Genomic DNA, 16,959 nt, shown 5'->3' on the forward strand with positions numbered 1-16,959 from the left:
ATAAATACTTTTATATTGTACAATACCAGGCCCCAAACGTCAAACGCATTTTTCGCATACCTATGCCTTTTACGAACATTATTTGAAGCGGCACGGCAGGGACCTTTTCTTTTTTTGGGGGACATTAAAAAAGACTTCCCTTCGGAAGTCTTTCGCAACATGCCTGACCTGGTTTTTACCCCCACACTCGCCTGCTGGGACGTTCGCTCATAGATGATCTGCATCCCCCACTACTAGCCCTCTCGCTTTTTGCGGCAGGTCTTACTTCTAGGCCGCACTATGATCAGAGCCATTTTGGCTCCTTACGTGGATCGCTTCGTCTGCGACTGACATCGACTTTCAACCACAGCACATGCTACTTTGGTATTATACGGGAGAAAGGGCAGCCCTGTCAATACAGCCCGGGGGAGGTACAAAAAAAGAGCTTCCCTGAGGAAACTCTTTTTTTATCGGTTTAGAATTTGTAGCCCATACCGACCTGCCAGCCTTTGACGGTATCGTCGTAGTTGTCTACGTCAATATCGGAGCGGCGGTACATGATGTGGGCATCCCAGTTATCCGTAATGTCGTAGCCGACACCGACGGAATACGTATTGGCATCATCGCCAACGCCGACAGAGGCAAAGCCCTGCCAACGGGCTGCCAAGGGGATCTGGCCGCGCAGGCCGACCTGGTAGCCATAGTAATGGTCGTTGCGGTACGTATCGGCTTTGATGTAGCTCATGCCGCCGTAAGCGGATACATAGGGATTGAAGCGATAGACGCCGAGGAGATAGTGTTCGTTCAGCTTGTTGTCGTTATCGCCCTTGGTGTAGTTGTTCATGTACTGCAGGTCAACGCGGGGGTTGATCGTGTAGGACACGTCGCCGCCGGTGAAGCGGCTGTCGGCGCCGCGGTCGCCTTCTTTTTGGTCGAAGCCATAGTTGACGTTGGCTTTCAGGTCCCCTGTCTGGGGATTTTTATTCGGTGCTGCCATGGCCAGGGAGCTGACAGATACGGCCACGACGAGCATGCCGAGCAATACGTTTTTCTTCATCTAATAAGCACCTCCAAAGACTCTGCCTTTCTCAGTATAGTATCTATTATACGCTAGTAACGGAATGTTTTCAAATTTCCGTTGCTTATGAGAGAATTCTAGGCCTTAGCCGGGGCTATGCCGTAGCGCGCCAGGAGTTCTTCCGCCGCTTCGATGACCTGGGCAGCCGTAATGACGGAAATCCCTTCGTACTTGCCTTCTTTGATGATTTTTTTCATGCTCTTGCCCACTTCGTAGTGGTCCGTCGATTCGAGGACGATGGCCTTATCCGTATAGGGGCCGTAAAAGAAGGGGTTGCTCGGCCCGTAGAGGGCGACGACGGGCACGTGCTGGCTGACGGCGACGTGCATGGGGCCGCTGTCGTTGGTAATGAAGAGGGAGCAGCGGTGAATGGCTGCAGCCAGCTCGCCTAAGGCAAACTGCCCCGTAGCGATGATGCACGGGTGCTGCGTGTAGCCTGTGGCATCCTTGACCATGTCGAGGTCCATAGGGCCGCCGAAGAAGACGCAGCGGTAGCCTTGTTCACTGAAATAATCGGCGACGGCTGCAAAGCGGCGGGGCGGCCAGCGTTTTTGCGCGACAGCACTGCCGATATTAAAGCCGATGAGCTTTTCTTCCTGGCGGACGCCGTTTGCTTCATAAAAGGCGCGGGCCGTATCTTCCCAGGCCGGGCAGGTCTCGAATTGGAGGCCGTCGTTGCGGCGGTCTGTAATGCCCATCTGTTCGAGGACGTTAATATACATGTCGGCTGCGTGCAAGTGAATGCGGTCGAGATGGGTATAGCGGTCCATAAAGGGACGGAAGAGGAAGTGGCTCATGCCGTCAAATTCCTTGGCACCAATGGTCCAGGCGAGAAAGCTCGTCCGTTCATTAGGGTGCAGGTTGATGAGAATGTCGTAGTGATTGTGATGCAGGCTGCGGCCAATGTGCCACAGGGCCTTGATGGAATTGTCCTTCCCTTTCTTGTCGACGGTAACCAAATGGTCGATGTTGGGGTTGTAGCGCACGACGTCAGCGAGCTTTTCATCGACGACGAGGGTGATGTCCGAGCCCGTGGCGTGACGGCGCAGGACCTGCAGAAAGGGAGTAATGAGGACCAGGTCGCCTAAATGCATGAGAAAGGTGACGATAATTTTCTTATGACGCAGATTGATCATCCGTAACCCTCCTTAATGCCGTTTCATAAGCCTGCCAGACCTTGTCTGTCGTAATCTGGGCCATGCACGCCGGGTCATCGATGAGCGGATGCTCCGGCGTTGCCTGGGACGTCGGGGAAATGACGAGATGGATGTACGAGCCGTCCTTGCCGCCGTACGGGCCGGTGCGGTCCGGGCTCGTCGGTCCAAAGAGGGCGACGAGTTCCTTTTTCAGGGCATTGGCAATGTGCAGGGGGCCCGTGTCGGCGCTCAGGTACACCTGGGACATGGCAATGGCTGCCATGAGCTCGCGCAGATTGGTCTGGCCGGTAAAGTCGTAGACCAAGGGCGAGCCGACGCTGTCACAGATGGTTCTTCCCTTGCCGGCTTCGGCAGGACTGCCCAGGAGGACAGCTGCCATGCCCGTCGCCGTGACGCGGCGCAGAAATTCACTCCACTGCGCAAGGGGCCATTCCTTGACGTCCCAGCGGGCACCCGGTACGACAGCAATGTACGGTCCCGTAAGGCCGGCTGCAGCAAAGCGCTGGCGCATGGTTTCCTTTTCTGCCGCAATGGAGGGCAAAGGAAATTCCACCCGGTCTACGGTGCCGCCGAGGACGCGCACTGTATCGAGGTAGCGTTCGATGACGTGATCCTGCTTGTGCGGCCCTGCGAGGCCTTTGCTGACGAGGAAGCTGCCTTCGCGCATTTCCCAGTAGCCGTATTTTTCCTTGGCGCCGCTGCACCAGGCGACGATGGCGCTCTTAGCCAGGCCCTGCAGGTCCAGGCAGAGGTCAAAGCCGTAAGCGTGCAGACGTTTACGCAGGTCTTTTATATAGGACAGGCTTTTTAATTTCTTTTTGTCAATGTAAATCAGATCATCAATATAGGGCTTTCCCGGCAGGACGGCAGAGAAATTCTCGTGCACGGCCCAGACGATACGGGCGTGCGGGCAATTTTGCCGCATGGTGTAGAGCGTTGGCAAGGCGTGCAGGACGTCGCCGAGGGAGCTCATTTTGATGATTAGAATGTTCTTATACTGTTTCATGTTCTCTCTCTTTGAGGACGCGGCTAACGAAGTCGTCCAGGCGGCCGCCCGTAAAGAGGTAGCCGTCCATACCGGCAGCGTGGGCACAGGCGACGTCCTTTGGGTTATCGCCGATCATAAAGGATTGGCTCAGGTCGACATCGAAATCCTGCGCTGCCTGGAGGACCATGCCCGGAGCGGGCTTGCGCCAGTCGCTTTTTTTGTCGTATTGGGGAAGGGCTGCGCCTTCCAGGTAGGGGCAGTAATAGACGGCCGTAATGGTACCGCCGGCTTTGGCAAATTCTGCCTTCATGTAGTCGTGCAGGACGTGTACGTCGTCTTCCGTATAGTAGCCCCGGGCGACGCCGCTCTGGTTGGTGACGATGAAGATGGCATAGCCCAGCCGGGTCAGCGTGGCTACGGCTTCTTTGGCCCCGTCTACCCAGATCAGGTCTGCTGCCCGGTGCAGGTAATGCGTGTCTACGTTGAGGACACCGTCGCGGTCAAAAAAGACGGCCTTGATCATTCGAAGTACCCGTCGCTTTTTTCGAGGATACTGCAGTATTCCTTGACGGCTTCGTGCAGGAGCGTAAAGCCCCGGTCATAGCCGGCTTCCATGAGCTTCGTCGTGTCGGCCTGGGTGTAGCTCTGGTATTTGCCCTTGAGGATTTCCGGGAAGGGTACGTATTCGATAGTGCCCTTGCCGCAGTAGTCGATAATGCCGTGGACGAAATCGTTGAACGTGTGGCCTGTACCGGTACCGCAGTTGTAGATACCCGACAGTTCCGGGTGTTCCCAGAAATAGAAAATGACGTTGACTACGTCGTTGACGTAGATGAAGTCGCGGATCTGGCCGCCGTTTTCAAAGCCGCCGGTCCCTTCAAAAAGGGTAATCTTGCCGGTCTTCTGCAGTTCGTGGTATTTCTGGTAAATGAGGGATGCCATGCGGTCCTTGTGGTTTTCCTGGGGACCGAAAACGTTGAAATAGCGGAAGCCCACGATTTGTCCTTTGGAAAGAGGCAGCATGCGCCGTACGTAGCGGTCGAACTGGAGCTTCGAGTAGGCATAGGGATTGAGGGCCTGTTCGCACGCCGGGTCTTCGCGGAAGCCGTTGCGGCCGCTGCCGTAGGTAGAAGCCGACGAGGCATAGAGGAAGGGAATCTTGCGCTGCATGCAGTAGCGCAGGAGGTTCTTGCTGCCTTCGTAGTTATTTTTCATCATGTACCGGCCGTCGTAGTTCATCGTATCGGAGCAGGCGCCTTCGTGGAAAACGACGTCGATATAGCCGTAGTCGAAGGTATCGTCTTCCATCTGCTGGGCAAAGTCTTCGTAGTCCATGTAATCGTAGAACTGCAGGCCTTGGAGATTGCGGCACTTGCGGCCGTCTGTGAGGTCGTCGACGATGAGGATGTCGTCGATGCCGCGGTTATTGAGCTGTTTTACAATATTGCTGCCGATAAAACCGGCACCACCTGTTACAATTTTCATAGCTTTCCTTCCTTTACTAATTGTGCGATTTTATTTACAAGTCCTGTTGTCGAATAGCCTTCTTCAAAGGAGATAATTTCTACGCGCTTGACGAATTCCCGGCCGACTACTTCGTCTGCCTTGTAGTCGCCGCCCTTGACGAGGATGTCCGGCTTGAGAACGGACAGGAGCTCGTGCGGTGTGTCTTCGTCAAAAATGACGACTTCATCGACACAGCCTAAAGCGCTCATGATGACGGCCCGGTCTTCCTGGCGCACGAGGGGCCGTGTTTCCCCCTTGAGGCGCTTGACGGAGGCGTCGGAGTTGAGGCCGACGATGAGATGGTCGCCGAGCATGGCGGCCTGCTGGAGATAGAGGACGTGACCGCGGTGCAGGATGTCGAAGCAGCCGTTCGTGAAGACGACGGTTTCGCCTTTTTCCTGCCACTGGCGGATTTTGGCCGCTGTCTGGTCCCAGTCGAGGGGCCGGTACGGTGCCCAGCGCGGCGGCTGCCATTCAGACCAGAGCTTGATCATTTCGCTGCGGTGAATGGGATAGGTGCCGACCTTGCGGACGACAATACCGGCGGCGGCGTTGGCAATCTGCAGGCCCGTACGGATGGACAAATGGCCGGCAATGGCCGACAAAAAGGCGGCGGCAACGGTGTCGCCGGCGCCGGAGACGTCGAAGACTTCCTGGGCCGTAGCGGGATTGTTCCAGACCTTGCCGTCTTTGTTGATGACTGTAATGCCCTTTTCCGAGCGCGTGACCATGAGGTTTTTGAAGTCATACTGGCTGAGCAGCTCTGTAGCGGCAGCGACGACGGCGTCGCCTTCGTTGGCTACGTCGCGGCCAATGCATTCGGACAATTCCTTCATATTGGGCGTAACGAAATCGGCGCCTTCGTATTTCGTCCAGTCCTTCCCTTTCGGGTCGACGAGGACGGGAATATGGGCGGCCTTTGCCGTTTCAATGATCTGGCTGGCCACTTTTTCCGTGAGAACGCCTTTTTTGTAGTCCGACAGGATAATGCCGTCTAAGCCGGCGCTGATGCAGCCGTCGAGCCACGTAGCCAGCTCTGCCGTTTCTTCGTCATTAAGGGGCGTGACTTCTTCAAAGTCCAGGCGCACCATTTGCTGGCGTGCGCCGAGGATGCGCATTTTGGTCGTCGTCGCGTGGCCCGTCCGGGCTACCATGCCGTAGCCGTTGATGCCTTCCTCTTCGAGGAGACGGCGCAGGAGGCGGGCGTTATCGTCGTCGCCAATGAGGCCGGCCAGGTAGACGTTGCAGTCCAGGTTGGCCAGGTTGGAGGCGACGTTGGCAGCGCCGCCGAGTACGGATTTGACGTGTTCTACGCGGTTTACCGGAACAGGTGCTTCCGGCGAAATCCGTTCTACCTTGCCGAAGACATAGCGGTCTACCATAATGTCGCCAATGACAGCGATGCGCAGCTTGGGCAGTACGTTGTTCAAGAAGTTGTCAATATATCGGTCCGTCATTTGATCACCTGTTTCATTTATTTTTTTCTGTATCGTGTCCCATAAGGTGCTTCAGTTCAGCCATGAAGCTGTCCAAATCAGCAAACTGCCGGTATACAGAGGCGAAACGGATATAAGCGACTTCGTCGACGTTTTTCAGTTCTTCCAGTACCATTTCACCTATTTTTACGCTCGGTACTTCCTGGACGAGGGAGTTGCGTATGTTGCGTTCGACGCGCGTGACGATGGCTTCGATCTGCGGCCGTGTGACGACGCGCTTGTTGCACGCCCGGATGAGGCCGTTGAGTATTTTATTGCGGTCGAACAGTTCCCGGCTGCCGTCTTTTTTTATGACTGTCAGTGGTTCTTCTTCTACCATTTCGTAGGTCGTAAAGCGGCGGCCACATTGCAGGCATTCCCGGCGGCGACGAATGGCACGGCCGTCATCGGTGGCGCGCGTGTCTGTCACTTTCGTGTCATCGTTTTTGCAGAATGGACATCTCATGTTAATTTCCTCCTGGGAATTTCATCCATCGAAAAAAAAGCGGGTCCCCCAGGATCCGCTTTTTGATTTGCTTTATTATTTCATCCACGACGGGATTTCTACACCGCCGACATCGCTCTTATCGGCTTTGCCGCCTTCCTGTCCGAAGGAAGGAATGGTGGACGGTTCTTTGCCAAAACCGGTAGCAACCACAGTAATGCGGATGGAATCTTCTTCCATATCCGGATCGATGACCTGGCCGAAGATGATGTTTGCATCGGGGTCAACAGCTTCTGCGATTTTTTCTGCTGCTTCGTTGATTTCGTACAAGCTGACATCGGGGCCGCCTGTGACGTTGAGCAGGATGCTCTGGGCACCGTCGATACCGGTTTCCAGCAAGGGGCTGTGAATAGCTGCATCGACAGCATCGAGGGCGCGGTTTTCGCCTGTGCCGAGGCCGATACCCATGATGGCTTCGCCCTGGTCAGACATGACGGTCTTGACGTCAGCGAAGTCGAGGTTGATGAGGCCTGTCGTCGTGATCAGGTCGGAAATGCCCTGTACGCCCTGGCGCAGTACGTCGTCGGCTTTGAGGAAGGCATCCTTGAGTGGTGTCTTCTTGTCGATCATCTGCAGCAGTTTATCGTTCGGGATCGTAATGATCGTGTCGACCTTTTCTTTTAAGTAGGCCGTACCTTTTTCAGCCTGTTCTTTACGGCGTTTGCCTTCAAAGGAGAAAGGCTTGGTTACGACAGCAACGGTCAGTGCGCCCAGATCCTTGGCACATTCGGCTACGATCGGTGCTGCACCGGTACCGGTACCGCCACCCATGCCGGCTGTGACGAAGACCATGTCGGCACCCTGGAGGGCTTTGATGATGTCTTCTTTGCTTTCGAGGGCTGCCTGTTCGCCAACCTGCGGATTGGCACCGGCGCCGAGACCACGGGTCAGTTTTTCACCGATCTGAATTTTCACGTCGGCTTTGGAAACTTCCAACACCTGGTCTTCCGTATTGACGGAAATAAACTGTACACCCTGAAGTCCTGCTTCTATCATACGGTTCACAGCGTTGTTACCACCGCCGCCGACACCTATTACTTTTATATTCGCATTGTCTGCCATGTTACTACTTCCTCCTTTAAAAAAGGTCTACACTCCTGTACTGATAGGATTTCTTTATTATTTTACACTATATTGAGAAATTAATCTACAGGCTTTTTAAAATTCTTTCACATAGTTTTGGCCTTTTACAGGCTTTTTTCAGGCAAAAAGACGGCAAAACCAAAGCATGACGCGCTGGGGCAAAAGGCCCGACGCCAGACGGATCAGTTTGGCTTGCCAGCCCGGTACGGACAGTTCCCGCCGGGCTTCGATATCGCGCCAGACTTCTTGCATGACGGCAGCGCTCTTGCTGGGGAGAAACAAGCGGGGAAAGTACCGGCTGCCCCCTTCCTGCCGCGCTGCAGAGACAAATTCCGTATCGCCTACCCAGTAGGGACAGACGGCGGTCACGCTGATGCCCCGGGGCTGCAGCTCCTGCCGCAGGGCCCGGCTGTAACGCAGGAGAAAGGCCTTGGCGGCGGCATAGACGTTGAAATACGGGATGGGCAAAAAGGCGGCGACGGACGAGATAAAGACCAGGCGGGCGCCGCGTTGCATGTAAGGCACGACGCTCTTCGTCAGGGCCAGGGAGGCTTCGCAGTGGATGCGGATCATAGCGAGCTGTCCCTGTGTAGTGAGGTCTGCCGTCGGGCCGATGCGGCCAAAGCCGGCGGCGTGGATGACACAGGCAATATCCGGCCGGGCTGCCTGTATGAGTTCGTCCAGCTCGTTCCAGCTCGCTTCTTCCGTAAGGTCGAGGGCGATGACGCGGGCCTGCGTCGTAAGGCCGGCTGCTACTTCTTCCAGACGGTCGCGGCGCCGGGCCAAAAGCCAGATTTCGTCTAAGCCCTGACGGTCTGCGTAGGCCGTACATTGCCGGCCCAGGCCGCTCGAGGCGCCGGTGATGATGGCGATCTGCACGCTTCTCCCCCCTTTTCACAAAAAAAGCCAAACAGGTTTTGCCCCGCCTGGCTTTTTCTTCCACATGACGCCTAGTTGCTCTTGACGAGTGGTGACTGTGGATCCGTATCGATGTACTGTACCATAAGGCGTTTGCTCTTCACTTCGTTTAACAGCTCTTCTGTCAGTGTCGCCCGCGTACCCGGTTCGTTGACGCTGCCCAGGTGGATGGGCACGGAGTCCGACGTATAGGCTACGACTTCATTGGGATTTCCTACGTTGATTTCCGTTACGGTCTTACGGATATCCGGTGAAAGGTCCTGCAAATATTCGAGGGACGACAGGATGGCCTGGTCTTGGATCGTATCGCCCAGGAGCAGCGTGTCTACGCGTTTGCCCGTAATGAGCGGTACCGATACGCCTTTGATTTGCGAACCGTTCTGGATAACCGTGCCGGTCTGGTCGATATAGGCAAAGCCGTACATGGTCGTTACGACGGCGACGACCTGCCGTTCTTTCATGCGGATATGGATGGTGGCCGGAAATTCCCGCGTAATGTCTGCATCGGCGACACGCAGGTCTTTTTTCAGCTCACTGGCCATCGTATCCGGTGAAAGCTGGACGACGTTGATGAGGTTGTTCTTGATACCGCTGGCTTTGTAGACGTCGCCGAAGGACATCTTGTCATTGCCGTCGACAATGACCGTGCCGAAGGGCACCGGCGCCAGCCACAGGAAGAGCCAGAAAAGAAAGACGAGGAGGACCGTAATGAGGGCCAGGAGACGGCGCTGGCGGCGACGCTGGCGGCGCTGGCGGCGACGCTGGCGGCGCTGGCGGATGAGCTCCTTACGGCTTCTGCGGGCACGGCGGCGGGCGATGCGCTTTTGCGTCGGCCCCTTGGCTTCGTTTGCTTCTTGATTGGGTACATACGACGTATCCGCATCAACCTGGGGCGGAATAAAGACTTCCTGTGTCCGCCGGCGTATTTCGTAGGTATCATTGTAGGTCATATATGCATTTTTACCTGCACCGGATGTCTTATTCTTTGTATGTATACTCATAATTCAACCCTGCACCAATCAGAATTTACCAATAGCAGCTTCCTGTAAAATCCGTTCGCATAATTCCGGAAATGCAATGCCTGCAGCCCGGGCGGCATCGGGAACGAGGCTCGTAGCCGTCATGCCCGGTACGGTATTGATTTCGAGAACGAAGGGATTGCCTTCCTTATCGGTCATGATGTCGACACGGGAAATGCCGTTGCAGTGGCACAGATGGAATACATCCATGGCCAGGGACTGCATTTTTTTCGTCAGCTCTTCGGAAATAGGTGCCGGGCAGAGGTGTTTGGCTACGCCTGGCGCGTATTTGGAATAGTAGTCGTATTTGCCCGTGCTGGAAACGATCTGAATGACCGGGAAGGCCATGTCGTCCATAACGGCGACGGTGAATTCATCGCCGTCGATGAAGGCTTCGGCGACGATGGAATTGCTGTACTTGAAGGCTTCCGCCAGGGCGTCGTGCATTTCCTGTTCGCTCGTGACGATGACTGTACCGATGCTCGAGCCCTGGGTCGACGACTTGATGACCACGGGGAAGGAAAAGCGCTGCATAATGTCGGCAGCAATGGCGTCCTGGGTCTGGCTGTCAAAGTAGTAGGCAAAGGGAGCCGTAGCAATGCCGGCACCCTGGAAGGCACATTTGCTGAGTACCTTATTGAGGCCGACGGCGCTGGCCATGACGCCCGGACCCGTATAGGGAATATTCATCATTTCGCACAGCCCCTGGAGGACACCGTCTTCACCGTAACGGCCGTGGAGGGCGTTGAAGACGACGTCGTAGCCGCCTGCCTTGAGGTCTTCGGCAAAGTGTTTCGGTACGAGTTCCAGTACCTGTGCCGTGTAGCCTTTTTGCTGCAGTGCGCCGGCAATGGCTGCACCGGTACGGCGTGATACGTCGGCTTCGGTCGACGGACCGCCTACGACGACGGCGATCTTTTTATCTTTCATGTCCATTTATTTCTTCTCCATTTCCTGTACGTACTGTTCACCGATCTGGTAGATATCGCCGGCCCCCATGGTAATGATCAGGTCCTGCGGGCGGGCGTTTTCTTTGAGATAGCCTACGAGCTCGCGCTTATCGGCAATATAGGTCACGTCCTGGCCGGTCGTTTCTTTGACCTTTTGGGCGATGAGTTCCCCGTTGATGCCGGGAATGGGATCTTCACCGGCGCTGTAGACGTCGGTAATGATGAGCTTGTCCGCATTGGCAAAGGCACCGCCGAAGTCATTGAGGAGCAGCTTCGTCCGCGTATAGCGGTGAGGCTGGAAGAGACAGACTACGCGGTGCGTTCCCATATCACGGGCCGCCGTAAGGGTGGCGTTGATTTCCGTCGGATGGTGAGCGTAGTCGTCGACGACCCAGACGCCACCGACGTGGCCTTTGGTCTGGAAGCGGCGTTTTGCGCCATGGAAGTGGGCCAGGGCCTTGGCAATTTTGCCGAAGGGAATGCCGCACGTCAGGGCTACGGCTACGGCTGCCAGGGAATTGAGCACGTTGTGCCGGCCGGGTACGCAGAGGCTGATGGTACCCAGGTTTTGTCCGTCGTGCCATACTTCGTAATAGAGACGGCCCTGATCGTAGTAGATATTGCGGCCGTTGTAGTCCGCTTCTTCTTCGAGGGCGTAGGAAATATAACGGCGGTCCAGGTTCTTGGCCAGGGCGCGGATTTTTTCATTTTCAAAGCAAAGGACGGCCAAGCCTTCTTGCGGGTCTAAGCGGTCCAGGAATTCGTGGAAGGCCTTGACGATGTTTTCGAGAGAGCCGTAGTGGTCCATGTGGTCTGCGTCGATGTTGGTGACGACAGCCATGTAGGGCCGTTCCTTGAGGAAGGAGCCGTCGCTTTCGTCGGCTTCGACGATGACGTAGTCCCCTTTGCCGAGGACGGAGTTGCAATGGAGGTAATCGACTTCCCCGCCGATGACCAGTGTCGGGTCTGTATCGCTTTCATAAAAGACCTGGCCCAGCATGGACGAGGTCGTCGTCTTGCCGTGGGCACCGGCTACGGCAATGCCCTTGCCCCAGCTCATGATGTGGATCAGCGCATCGGAGCGATGGATGACAGGGATGCCCAGGCGGCGGGCTTCGACGAGTTCGACGTTGTTGTCGCGAATGGCCGAGGAAATGATGACGACTTCGGCACCGGCTACGTTTTCTGCCTGCTGGCCGATGAAGATGCGGGCTCCCATCTGTTCGAAGCGTTCTGTCGTCGCTGACGGGCGCAAGTCGGAGCCGGAGACAGCATAGCCTTTTTCTATAAATATATTGGCAATGGCGCGCATGCCGGCACCGGCGATGCCGATGAAGTGAACGCGCTGTACCTTGTTGAGATCAACCATAATTTTTCCCATCTTTCTGCCCTTATTGGCGTTTTTCAGAACCGCGGGCAATGGACAGTGCCAGTTCGGCAATGTCGTGGGCGGCCTGCGGACGGCCTTTGGATTTGCTGGCTTTAGCCATGCGGGCCAAAGCAGCCGGATCGTTTTTGAGATGAATGATTTCGTCTAACAGCTCGTGTCCGTTGAGCATCTTGTCGAGGATCATCTTGGCGGCGCCGCACATGACCAGGGCCTGTGCGTTGTAGCGCTGGTGATCTTCTGCTGCATACGGATACGGAATGAGGATGGCCGGCAAACCGCGTACGGTCAGTTCGGCCAGGCCCACGGCACCGGCCCGGTAGACGGCCAGGTCGGCTGCTGCCAGGGCTTCCGGCATGTGATGCAGGTAGGGAATGATATGGCTGCCTGCACCGTAGCGGCCTTTGCCGTCAATGCCTTCGAGCTGGGAAACGACGCGGTCGTATTCGTGATCGCCTGTGACGTGCAGGATTTGAATGTCTTCGCTGTCACGGAAATAGCGGTGCACTTCGATCATGGCGTTGTTGATGGTGCGGGCGCCACGGCTGCCGCCGGCGACGAGGAGCGTGAATTTATCCGGGTCGAGACCGAGGAGGGCCCGGCCGTGTTCACGCGTACCGGTGAGGATGTCCTTACGGACAGGGTTGCCCGTATAGACCAGGTTTTTCTTGTTTTTGAAGCGTTCTGCTGCTTCTTCGTAGCCTAAGGCCACGCAGCGGACGAAGCGGCTCAGGATCGTATTGGTAACGCCGGGAATGACGTTTTGTTCCTGTACCATCGTCGGCACGCCGCTGAGGCTGGCTGCCAAAAGGACGGGGCCGCAGACGAAGCCGCCTGTACCGATGGCCACGTCGGGCTTAAATTTATGAATAATCCGTTCTGCCTTAAGCACACTGCCGGCAGTCTTGCCTAAGGTGATGAAATTCCGAAATGAAATCTTACGTTCCAGTCCACGTACATCGAGCGTAACGAAAGGGAATCCCTCATTAGGAATCAGCGTATTTTCCAGGCCAATCTTGGATCCAACATAAAGAAATTCTGTGGGTTCAATGTCTGCTATTGCCCGGGCGATGGTAATAGCAGGATAGATATGCCCCCCTGTTCCGCCTCCGGAAATAATAACTCGGCGCATGTTCCTTTCCTCCCTATACTAGTGTTTTCCTATTGATTAAATCGCGTTAACTATACCTTTGAACACACGTCCACGCTGCTCATAATTGTCATACATATCATAACTCGAACAAGCCGGTGATAAGAGCACGTTCTGTGGCGGCTTGGCCAGCTTGCGTGCCAGCATGACAGCTTGTTCCATGCTGTTGCCGGCTTTACGAATATCTTTTACGCCTGCCTTTTCGGCGGCGGCAGCAAAGCGTTCTGTCGCTGCGCCGATGAGGATGAGCGTATCGACCTTTTCTGCCGCTAAGGCCATGAATTCGTCGAGAGGCGTGAGCTTGTCATAGCCCCCGGCGATGAGGATCAGGTGGCCCGGGAAGGCAGCCAGTGCTTTTATGGAAGCGTCTGTATTCGTGCCTTTAGAATCGTTATAATACGTTACGCCATTCAGGGTGCGTACCGGTTCGATCCGGTGTTCGACACCCTTGAAGTGTTGCAGTACCGTGCGAATGACCGGCAAAGGTGCACCGGCTACGTAGGCCATAAGTGCAGCTGCCAGACAGTTTTGAATATTGTGTTTGCCGAATAGCTTCAGCTCTGTTTCTTTGCAAATGAGCGTATCCTTGCCGTCCATACGCAGGACCAGGTTGCCGTCTTTGGCAAAAGCGCCAACCGGCACTTCGCCTTCTGTGGAAAACCAGAGGACCGTACCGGTCATGTCCGGTTCCATCGGACGGACAAGGGCGTCGTCATAGTTGAGCAGGGCGAAATCGCTCTTGTCCTGGTTGAGAAAAATGCGTTTTTTCGCTGCTACGTAGGCTTCCATCGTGTGGTGACGATCGAGGTGGTCCGGCGTAATGTTCAGGATGACGGCGGCCTTGGCTTTCAGGGTACGCGTAAATTCCAGCTGGAAGCTGGACAGTTCTGCTACGACGACGTCTTCCTTGGGCAGGTCTTCTGCCTGCAGGGACAGGCCGTAGCCGATATTGCCGCCAATGACCGTTTCCCGGCCGGCGGCCTTCATGATTTCGCCTAAGAGGGTGGTCGTCGTCGTCTTGCCGTTCGTGCCGGTAATGGCCAGGATGTCCGCATCGGTGACGCGGCAGGCTACTTCGACTTCACTCCAAATGGGCAGCTTGCGGGCTGCCGCTTCCTTCATAATCGGAATTTCCGGAGAAACGACGGGCGAAGGGACGACGATATCGATGTTGTCGAGAAGGGCTGCTTCCTGATGGCCAAAGACGAGCTGTACGCCGTCGGCCTTCAATTCATTCCACGGTTCCCCTTGGGCGTCGACATTCTTGACATCATTTAATATGACCGAAGCGCCGTGACAGGCCAGGGCCTCCGACGCAGACCGGCCACTGATACCGGCACCGATGACTAACACACGTTTTCCAGAAAAATCCATTATGCTCATATTCACACCTGCTTTTAGACGAAATCAGACGGTTGGTTTTTATTTCCACGCCAAAACGATAAAAATCGAAAGAATGGCCATGAGGGCCGAAAAGCTCCAAAATACGGTTACTACTTTTACTTCGCTCCAGCCGGATAATTCAAAGTGGTGATGAATGGGGCTCATCTTGAAGACCCGTTTGCCCGTCGTCTTGAAGGAAATGACCTGGATGATGACGGAGAGGGCTTCAATGACGTAGAGGCCGCCGGCGATGATGAGGAGCAGTTCTGTTTTCGTCAGGATAGCCATGGCAGCCAGGGCACCGCCCAAGGCCAGGGAGCCTGTGTCACCCATGAACATCTTGGCCGGGTGCTGGTTGTAAAAGAGGAAGCCCAGGCAGGCGCCGGTCAGGGCCGCACAGAAGACGGCGAAGTGCACGTAGCCCAGGGCTACGGCGATGACTACGTAGGCGACGGACGTAATGGCGCAGGAGCCTGCTGCCAGGCCGTCCAGGCCGTCGGTCAGGTTGACGGCGTTGCTCGTGCCGACGATCATGACGAAGACAAAGAGATAATAAAACAGCCCTAAATCAATATTCCAGGTGGTAAAAGGAATCCACAGGGTTGTCGGGAAATTCAGGTATTCTTTCAGGATGAAGCAAAAGATTGCGGCCATGACGAACTGGGCTGCCAGTTTTTGTTTGGCTGTCAGGCCCAGGTTGCGGTGCTTGATGGCCTTGATGGAGTCGTCGAGAAAGCCGATGACGCCGTGACCAAAGGTCAGGAACAAGGCCAGGCCCTTGCGCAAGTCGAGGGGATTAAAGATAAGGCACGACACGATGAGGGCCGCCAGTATCAACACGCCACCCATGGTTGGCGTGCCGGCTTTATACTTATGACTCTGAGGACCTTCTTCGCGTTCCGACTGGCGGGCGTGAAAATGTTTCAATTCCCGGATTACCAGGGGACCCAGAGCCAAAGCCACGATAAGGCTTACGGCAAAACCAAAGAGCAGCGTATTTAACATCAACATTACTTCCTTTCAAAATAAGGCAATATTTTTTCCATGGCAAAGCCACGGGATCCTTTTAATAAGATAGTGTCACCGGGCTGCAGGAGTTCCTGCAGGCGCGCTGCCGCTTCGGCATGGGTAGCTGTCGTGTACACGGCGGTAAGGCCCTTAGCGCGGGCTGCGCTGGCAATGCCGGCTGCCAGGTCACCGAGGGTAATGAGAATGTCAATACCCAGGTCAGCGGCTTCGGCGCCGATGGCTGCATGTTCTTTTTGGGCCCACTCGCCCAGTTCGAGCATGCCGCCGAGGACGGCGATTTTGCGTCCTTTGGTGAGCAGCGTCAGCGAACGCAGGGCTTCGCTCATGGAAGCCGGGTTGGCATTGTAGGCGTCGTTAATAAACGTATAGTCGCCACAGCGCACGAGTTCCTGGCGCATAGGCATGCCGCGGTATTCGGCCAAGCCCTTGGCGAGCTGATGCTCCGAAAGGCCCAGGAGGCGTCCTACGGCAATGGCCGCCAGGGCGTTGTATACGTTATGCCGGCCAATGACAGGCATGTGGATATCGAGTACCTGGTCAAAGCAGCGGCAGGCAAAGCGGATACCCTTTTCGTTGCACGTAATACGGCTGGCCCGGATGGCGGCGTTGCTGGTTACGCCATAGCCTACGACTTTGCCGCGGCAGAGATCGGCCATGGCAGCGACGTAGGGATCATCCTGGTTGAGGATGGCTGCGCCGTTTTCGGGCAGGGCTTCTACGAGCTCGCTTTTGGCCTTGGCTATATTTTCCTGGGAGCCCAGGAGTTCGATATGGCTTTTGCCGACGTTTGTGACGACGCCGATGGTCGGTTCGGCAATGGCGGCCAGCTCGGCAATCTGGCCGAGGCCGCGCATGCCCATTTCTACGACACACACTTCATGTTCCGGCGTAAGCTGCAGGAGCGTACGGGGCAAGCCGATTTCGTTGTTGAAATTCTTTTCTGTCTGCAGGACGTGGTAGCGCTGGGACAATACAGCGGCAATGATGCTGCGTGTCGACGTCTTGCCGACAGAGCCCGTAACGGCGACGATGGGAATGGCAAAGCGGCGCCGGTGAAAACGGGCCAGGTCCTGATAGGCCGTTTCCGTATTGGCTACGAGAAAGACGGCAAAACCGGGTACGTTGTATTCCGGCCGGTCTTCGGACACGACGGCCCCTAAGGCGCCTTGTTCGCGTGCCCTGAGGACGTAATCGTGGCCGTTGAAGCGTTCGCCCTTGAGGGCGACGAAGAGCGCTCCCTGGCTGATCGCCCGCGTATCCGTTTCGGCCTGGCTAAAGGTCCGGTCCGGTACGTCATATACGAGGCGGCCGCCTGTGGCCTGTACCACTTCATCCAGTGTGAATCGTGCCAT

16 protein-coding genes are annotated in these 16,959 nt (G+C 55.8%); all 16 read right to left on the reverse strand.

All coding sequences use genetic code 11. The features are described 5' to 3' along the window. Window positions 1-454: 454 nt before the first annotated feature. A complete protein-coding gene (locus H8J70_RS02425) occupies window positions 455-1,036 on the reverse strand; it encodes a porin (protein ID WP_186502267.1) in 582 nt (193 codons plus the stop codon). Window positions 1,037-1,134: 98 nt separating this feature from the next. Further along, complete coding sequence (locus H8J70_RS02430) at window positions 1,135-2,193, reverse strand: glycosyltransferase family 9 protein (protein ID WP_186502268.1); 1,059 nt, start codon at window positions 2,191-2,193, stop codon at window positions 1,135-1,137. Further along, window positions 2,174-3,220 carry a glycosyltransferase family 9 protein gene (locus H8J70_RS02435; protein ID WP_186502269.1) on the reverse strand — a complete coding sequence of 349 codons (1,047 nt, stop codon included), beginning with the start codon at window positions 3,218-3,220 and terminating at the stop codon, window positions 2,174-2,176. Before H8J70_RS02435 ends, H8J70_RS02430 begins: the two co-directional genes overlap by 20 nt. Continuing rightward, the gene (locus H8J70_RS02440; RefSeq protein ID WP_186502270.1) at window positions 3,207-3,725 is read right to left on the reverse strand and encodes a D-glycero-alpha-D-manno-heptose-1,7-bisphosphate 7-phosphatase; all 519 of its coding nucleotides are present in this window, start codon (window positions 3,723-3,725) and stop codon (window positions 3,207-3,209) included. Before H8J70_RS02440 ends, H8J70_RS02435 begins: the two co-directional genes overlap by 14 nt. Further along, a complete protein-coding gene (gene rfaD, locus H8J70_RS02445; protein ID WP_186502271.1) occupies window positions 3,722-4,687 on the reverse strand; it encodes an ADP-glyceromanno-heptose 6-epimerase in 966 nt (321 codons plus the stop codon). Before rfaD ends, H8J70_RS02440 begins: the two co-directional genes overlap by 4 nt. Continuing rightward, the gene (gene rfaE1 / locus H8J70_RS02450; RefSeq protein ID WP_186502272.1) at window positions 4,684-6,165 is read right to left on the reverse strand and encodes a D-glycero-beta-D-manno-heptose-7-phosphate kinase; all 1,482 of its coding nucleotides are present in this window, start codon (window positions 6,163-6,165) and stop codon (window positions 4,684-4,686) included. Before rfaE1 ends, rfaD begins: the two co-directional genes overlap by 4 nt. 13 nt (window positions 6,166-6,178) lie before the next feature. Then, window positions 6,179-6,649 carry a transcriptional regulator NrdR gene (gene nrdR / locus H8J70_RS02455; RefSeq protein WP_186502274.1) on the reverse strand — a complete coding sequence of 157 codons (471 nt, stop codon included), beginning with the start codon at window positions 6,647-6,649 and terminating at the stop codon, window positions 6,179-6,181. A 75-nt stretch (window positions 6,650-6,724) separates the two neighbouring features. Then, window positions 6,725-7,750, reverse strand: a complete 1,026-nt coding sequence (gene ftsZ / locus H8J70_RS02460) for a cell division protein FtsZ (protein WP_186502276.1) — start codon at window positions 7,748-7,750, stop codon at window positions 6,725-6,727. A 138-nt stretch (window positions 7,751-7,888) separates the two neighbouring features. Beyond that, window positions 7,889-8,650 carry an SDR family NAD(P)-dependent oxidoreductase gene (locus tag H8J70_RS02465; protein ID WP_186502278.1) on the reverse strand — a complete coding sequence of 254 codons (762 nt, stop codon included), beginning with the start codon at window positions 8,648-8,650 and terminating at the stop codon, window positions 7,889-7,891. 71 nt (window positions 8,651-8,721) lie between these two features. Beyond that, a complete protein-coding gene (locus H8J70_RS02470; RefSeq protein WP_246415241.1) occupies window positions 8,722-9,690 on the reverse strand; it encodes a cell division protein FtsQ/DivIB in 969 nt (322 codons plus the stop codon). A gap of 18 nt (window positions 9,691-9,708) precedes the next feature. Continuing rightward, window positions 9,709-10,638, reverse strand: a complete 930-nt coding sequence (locus tag H8J70_RS02475) for a D-alanine--D-alanine ligase family protein (RefSeq protein WP_186502363.1) — start codon at window positions 10,636-10,638, stop codon at window positions 9,709-9,711. Window positions 10,639-10,644: 6 nt separating this feature from the next. Continuing rightward, on the reverse strand, window positions 10,645-12,027 hold the full coding sequence (gene murC, locus H8J70_RS02480; protein WP_186502364.1) for a UDP-N-acetylmuramate--L-alanine ligase: 1,383 nt from the start codon (window positions 12,025-12,027) through the stop codon (window positions 10,645-10,647). A 22-nt stretch (window positions 12,028-12,049) separates the two neighbouring features. Further along, window positions 12,050-13,177, reverse strand: a complete 1,128-nt coding sequence (gene murG / locus H8J70_RS02485; protein WP_186502282.1) for an undecaprenyldiphospho-muramoylpentapeptide beta-N-acetylglucosaminyltransferase — start codon at window positions 13,175-13,177, stop codon at window positions 12,050-12,052. A 36-nt stretch (window positions 13,178-13,213) separates the two neighbouring features. Then, window positions 13,214-14,578 carry a UDP-N-acetylmuramoyl-L-alanine--D-glutamate ligase gene (gene murD, locus H8J70_RS02490; protein WP_186502284.1) on the reverse strand — a complete coding sequence of 455 codons (1,365 nt, stop codon included), beginning with the start codon at window positions 14,576-14,578 and terminating at the stop codon, window positions 13,214-13,216. A gap of 39 nt (window positions 14,579-14,617) precedes the next feature. Next, window positions 14,618-15,583, reverse strand: a complete 966-nt coding sequence (mraY, locus tag H8J70_RS02495; RefSeq protein ID WP_186502286.1) for a phospho-N-acetylmuramoyl-pentapeptide-transferase — start codon at window positions 15,581-15,583, stop codon at window positions 14,618-14,620. A 5-nt stretch (window positions 15,584-15,588) separates the two neighbouring features. After that, a complete protein-coding gene (locus H8J70_RS02500; protein ID WP_186502288.1) occupies window positions 15,589-16,959 on the reverse strand; it encodes a UDP-N-acetylmuramoyl-tripeptide--D-alanyl-D-alanine ligase in 1,371 nt (456 codons plus the stop codon).

The organism is Megasphaera hominis (assembly GCF_014269395.1).
Classification (GTDB): domain Bacteria; phylum Bacillota; class Negativicutes; order Veillonellales; family Megasphaeraceae; genus Megasphaera; species Megasphaera hominis.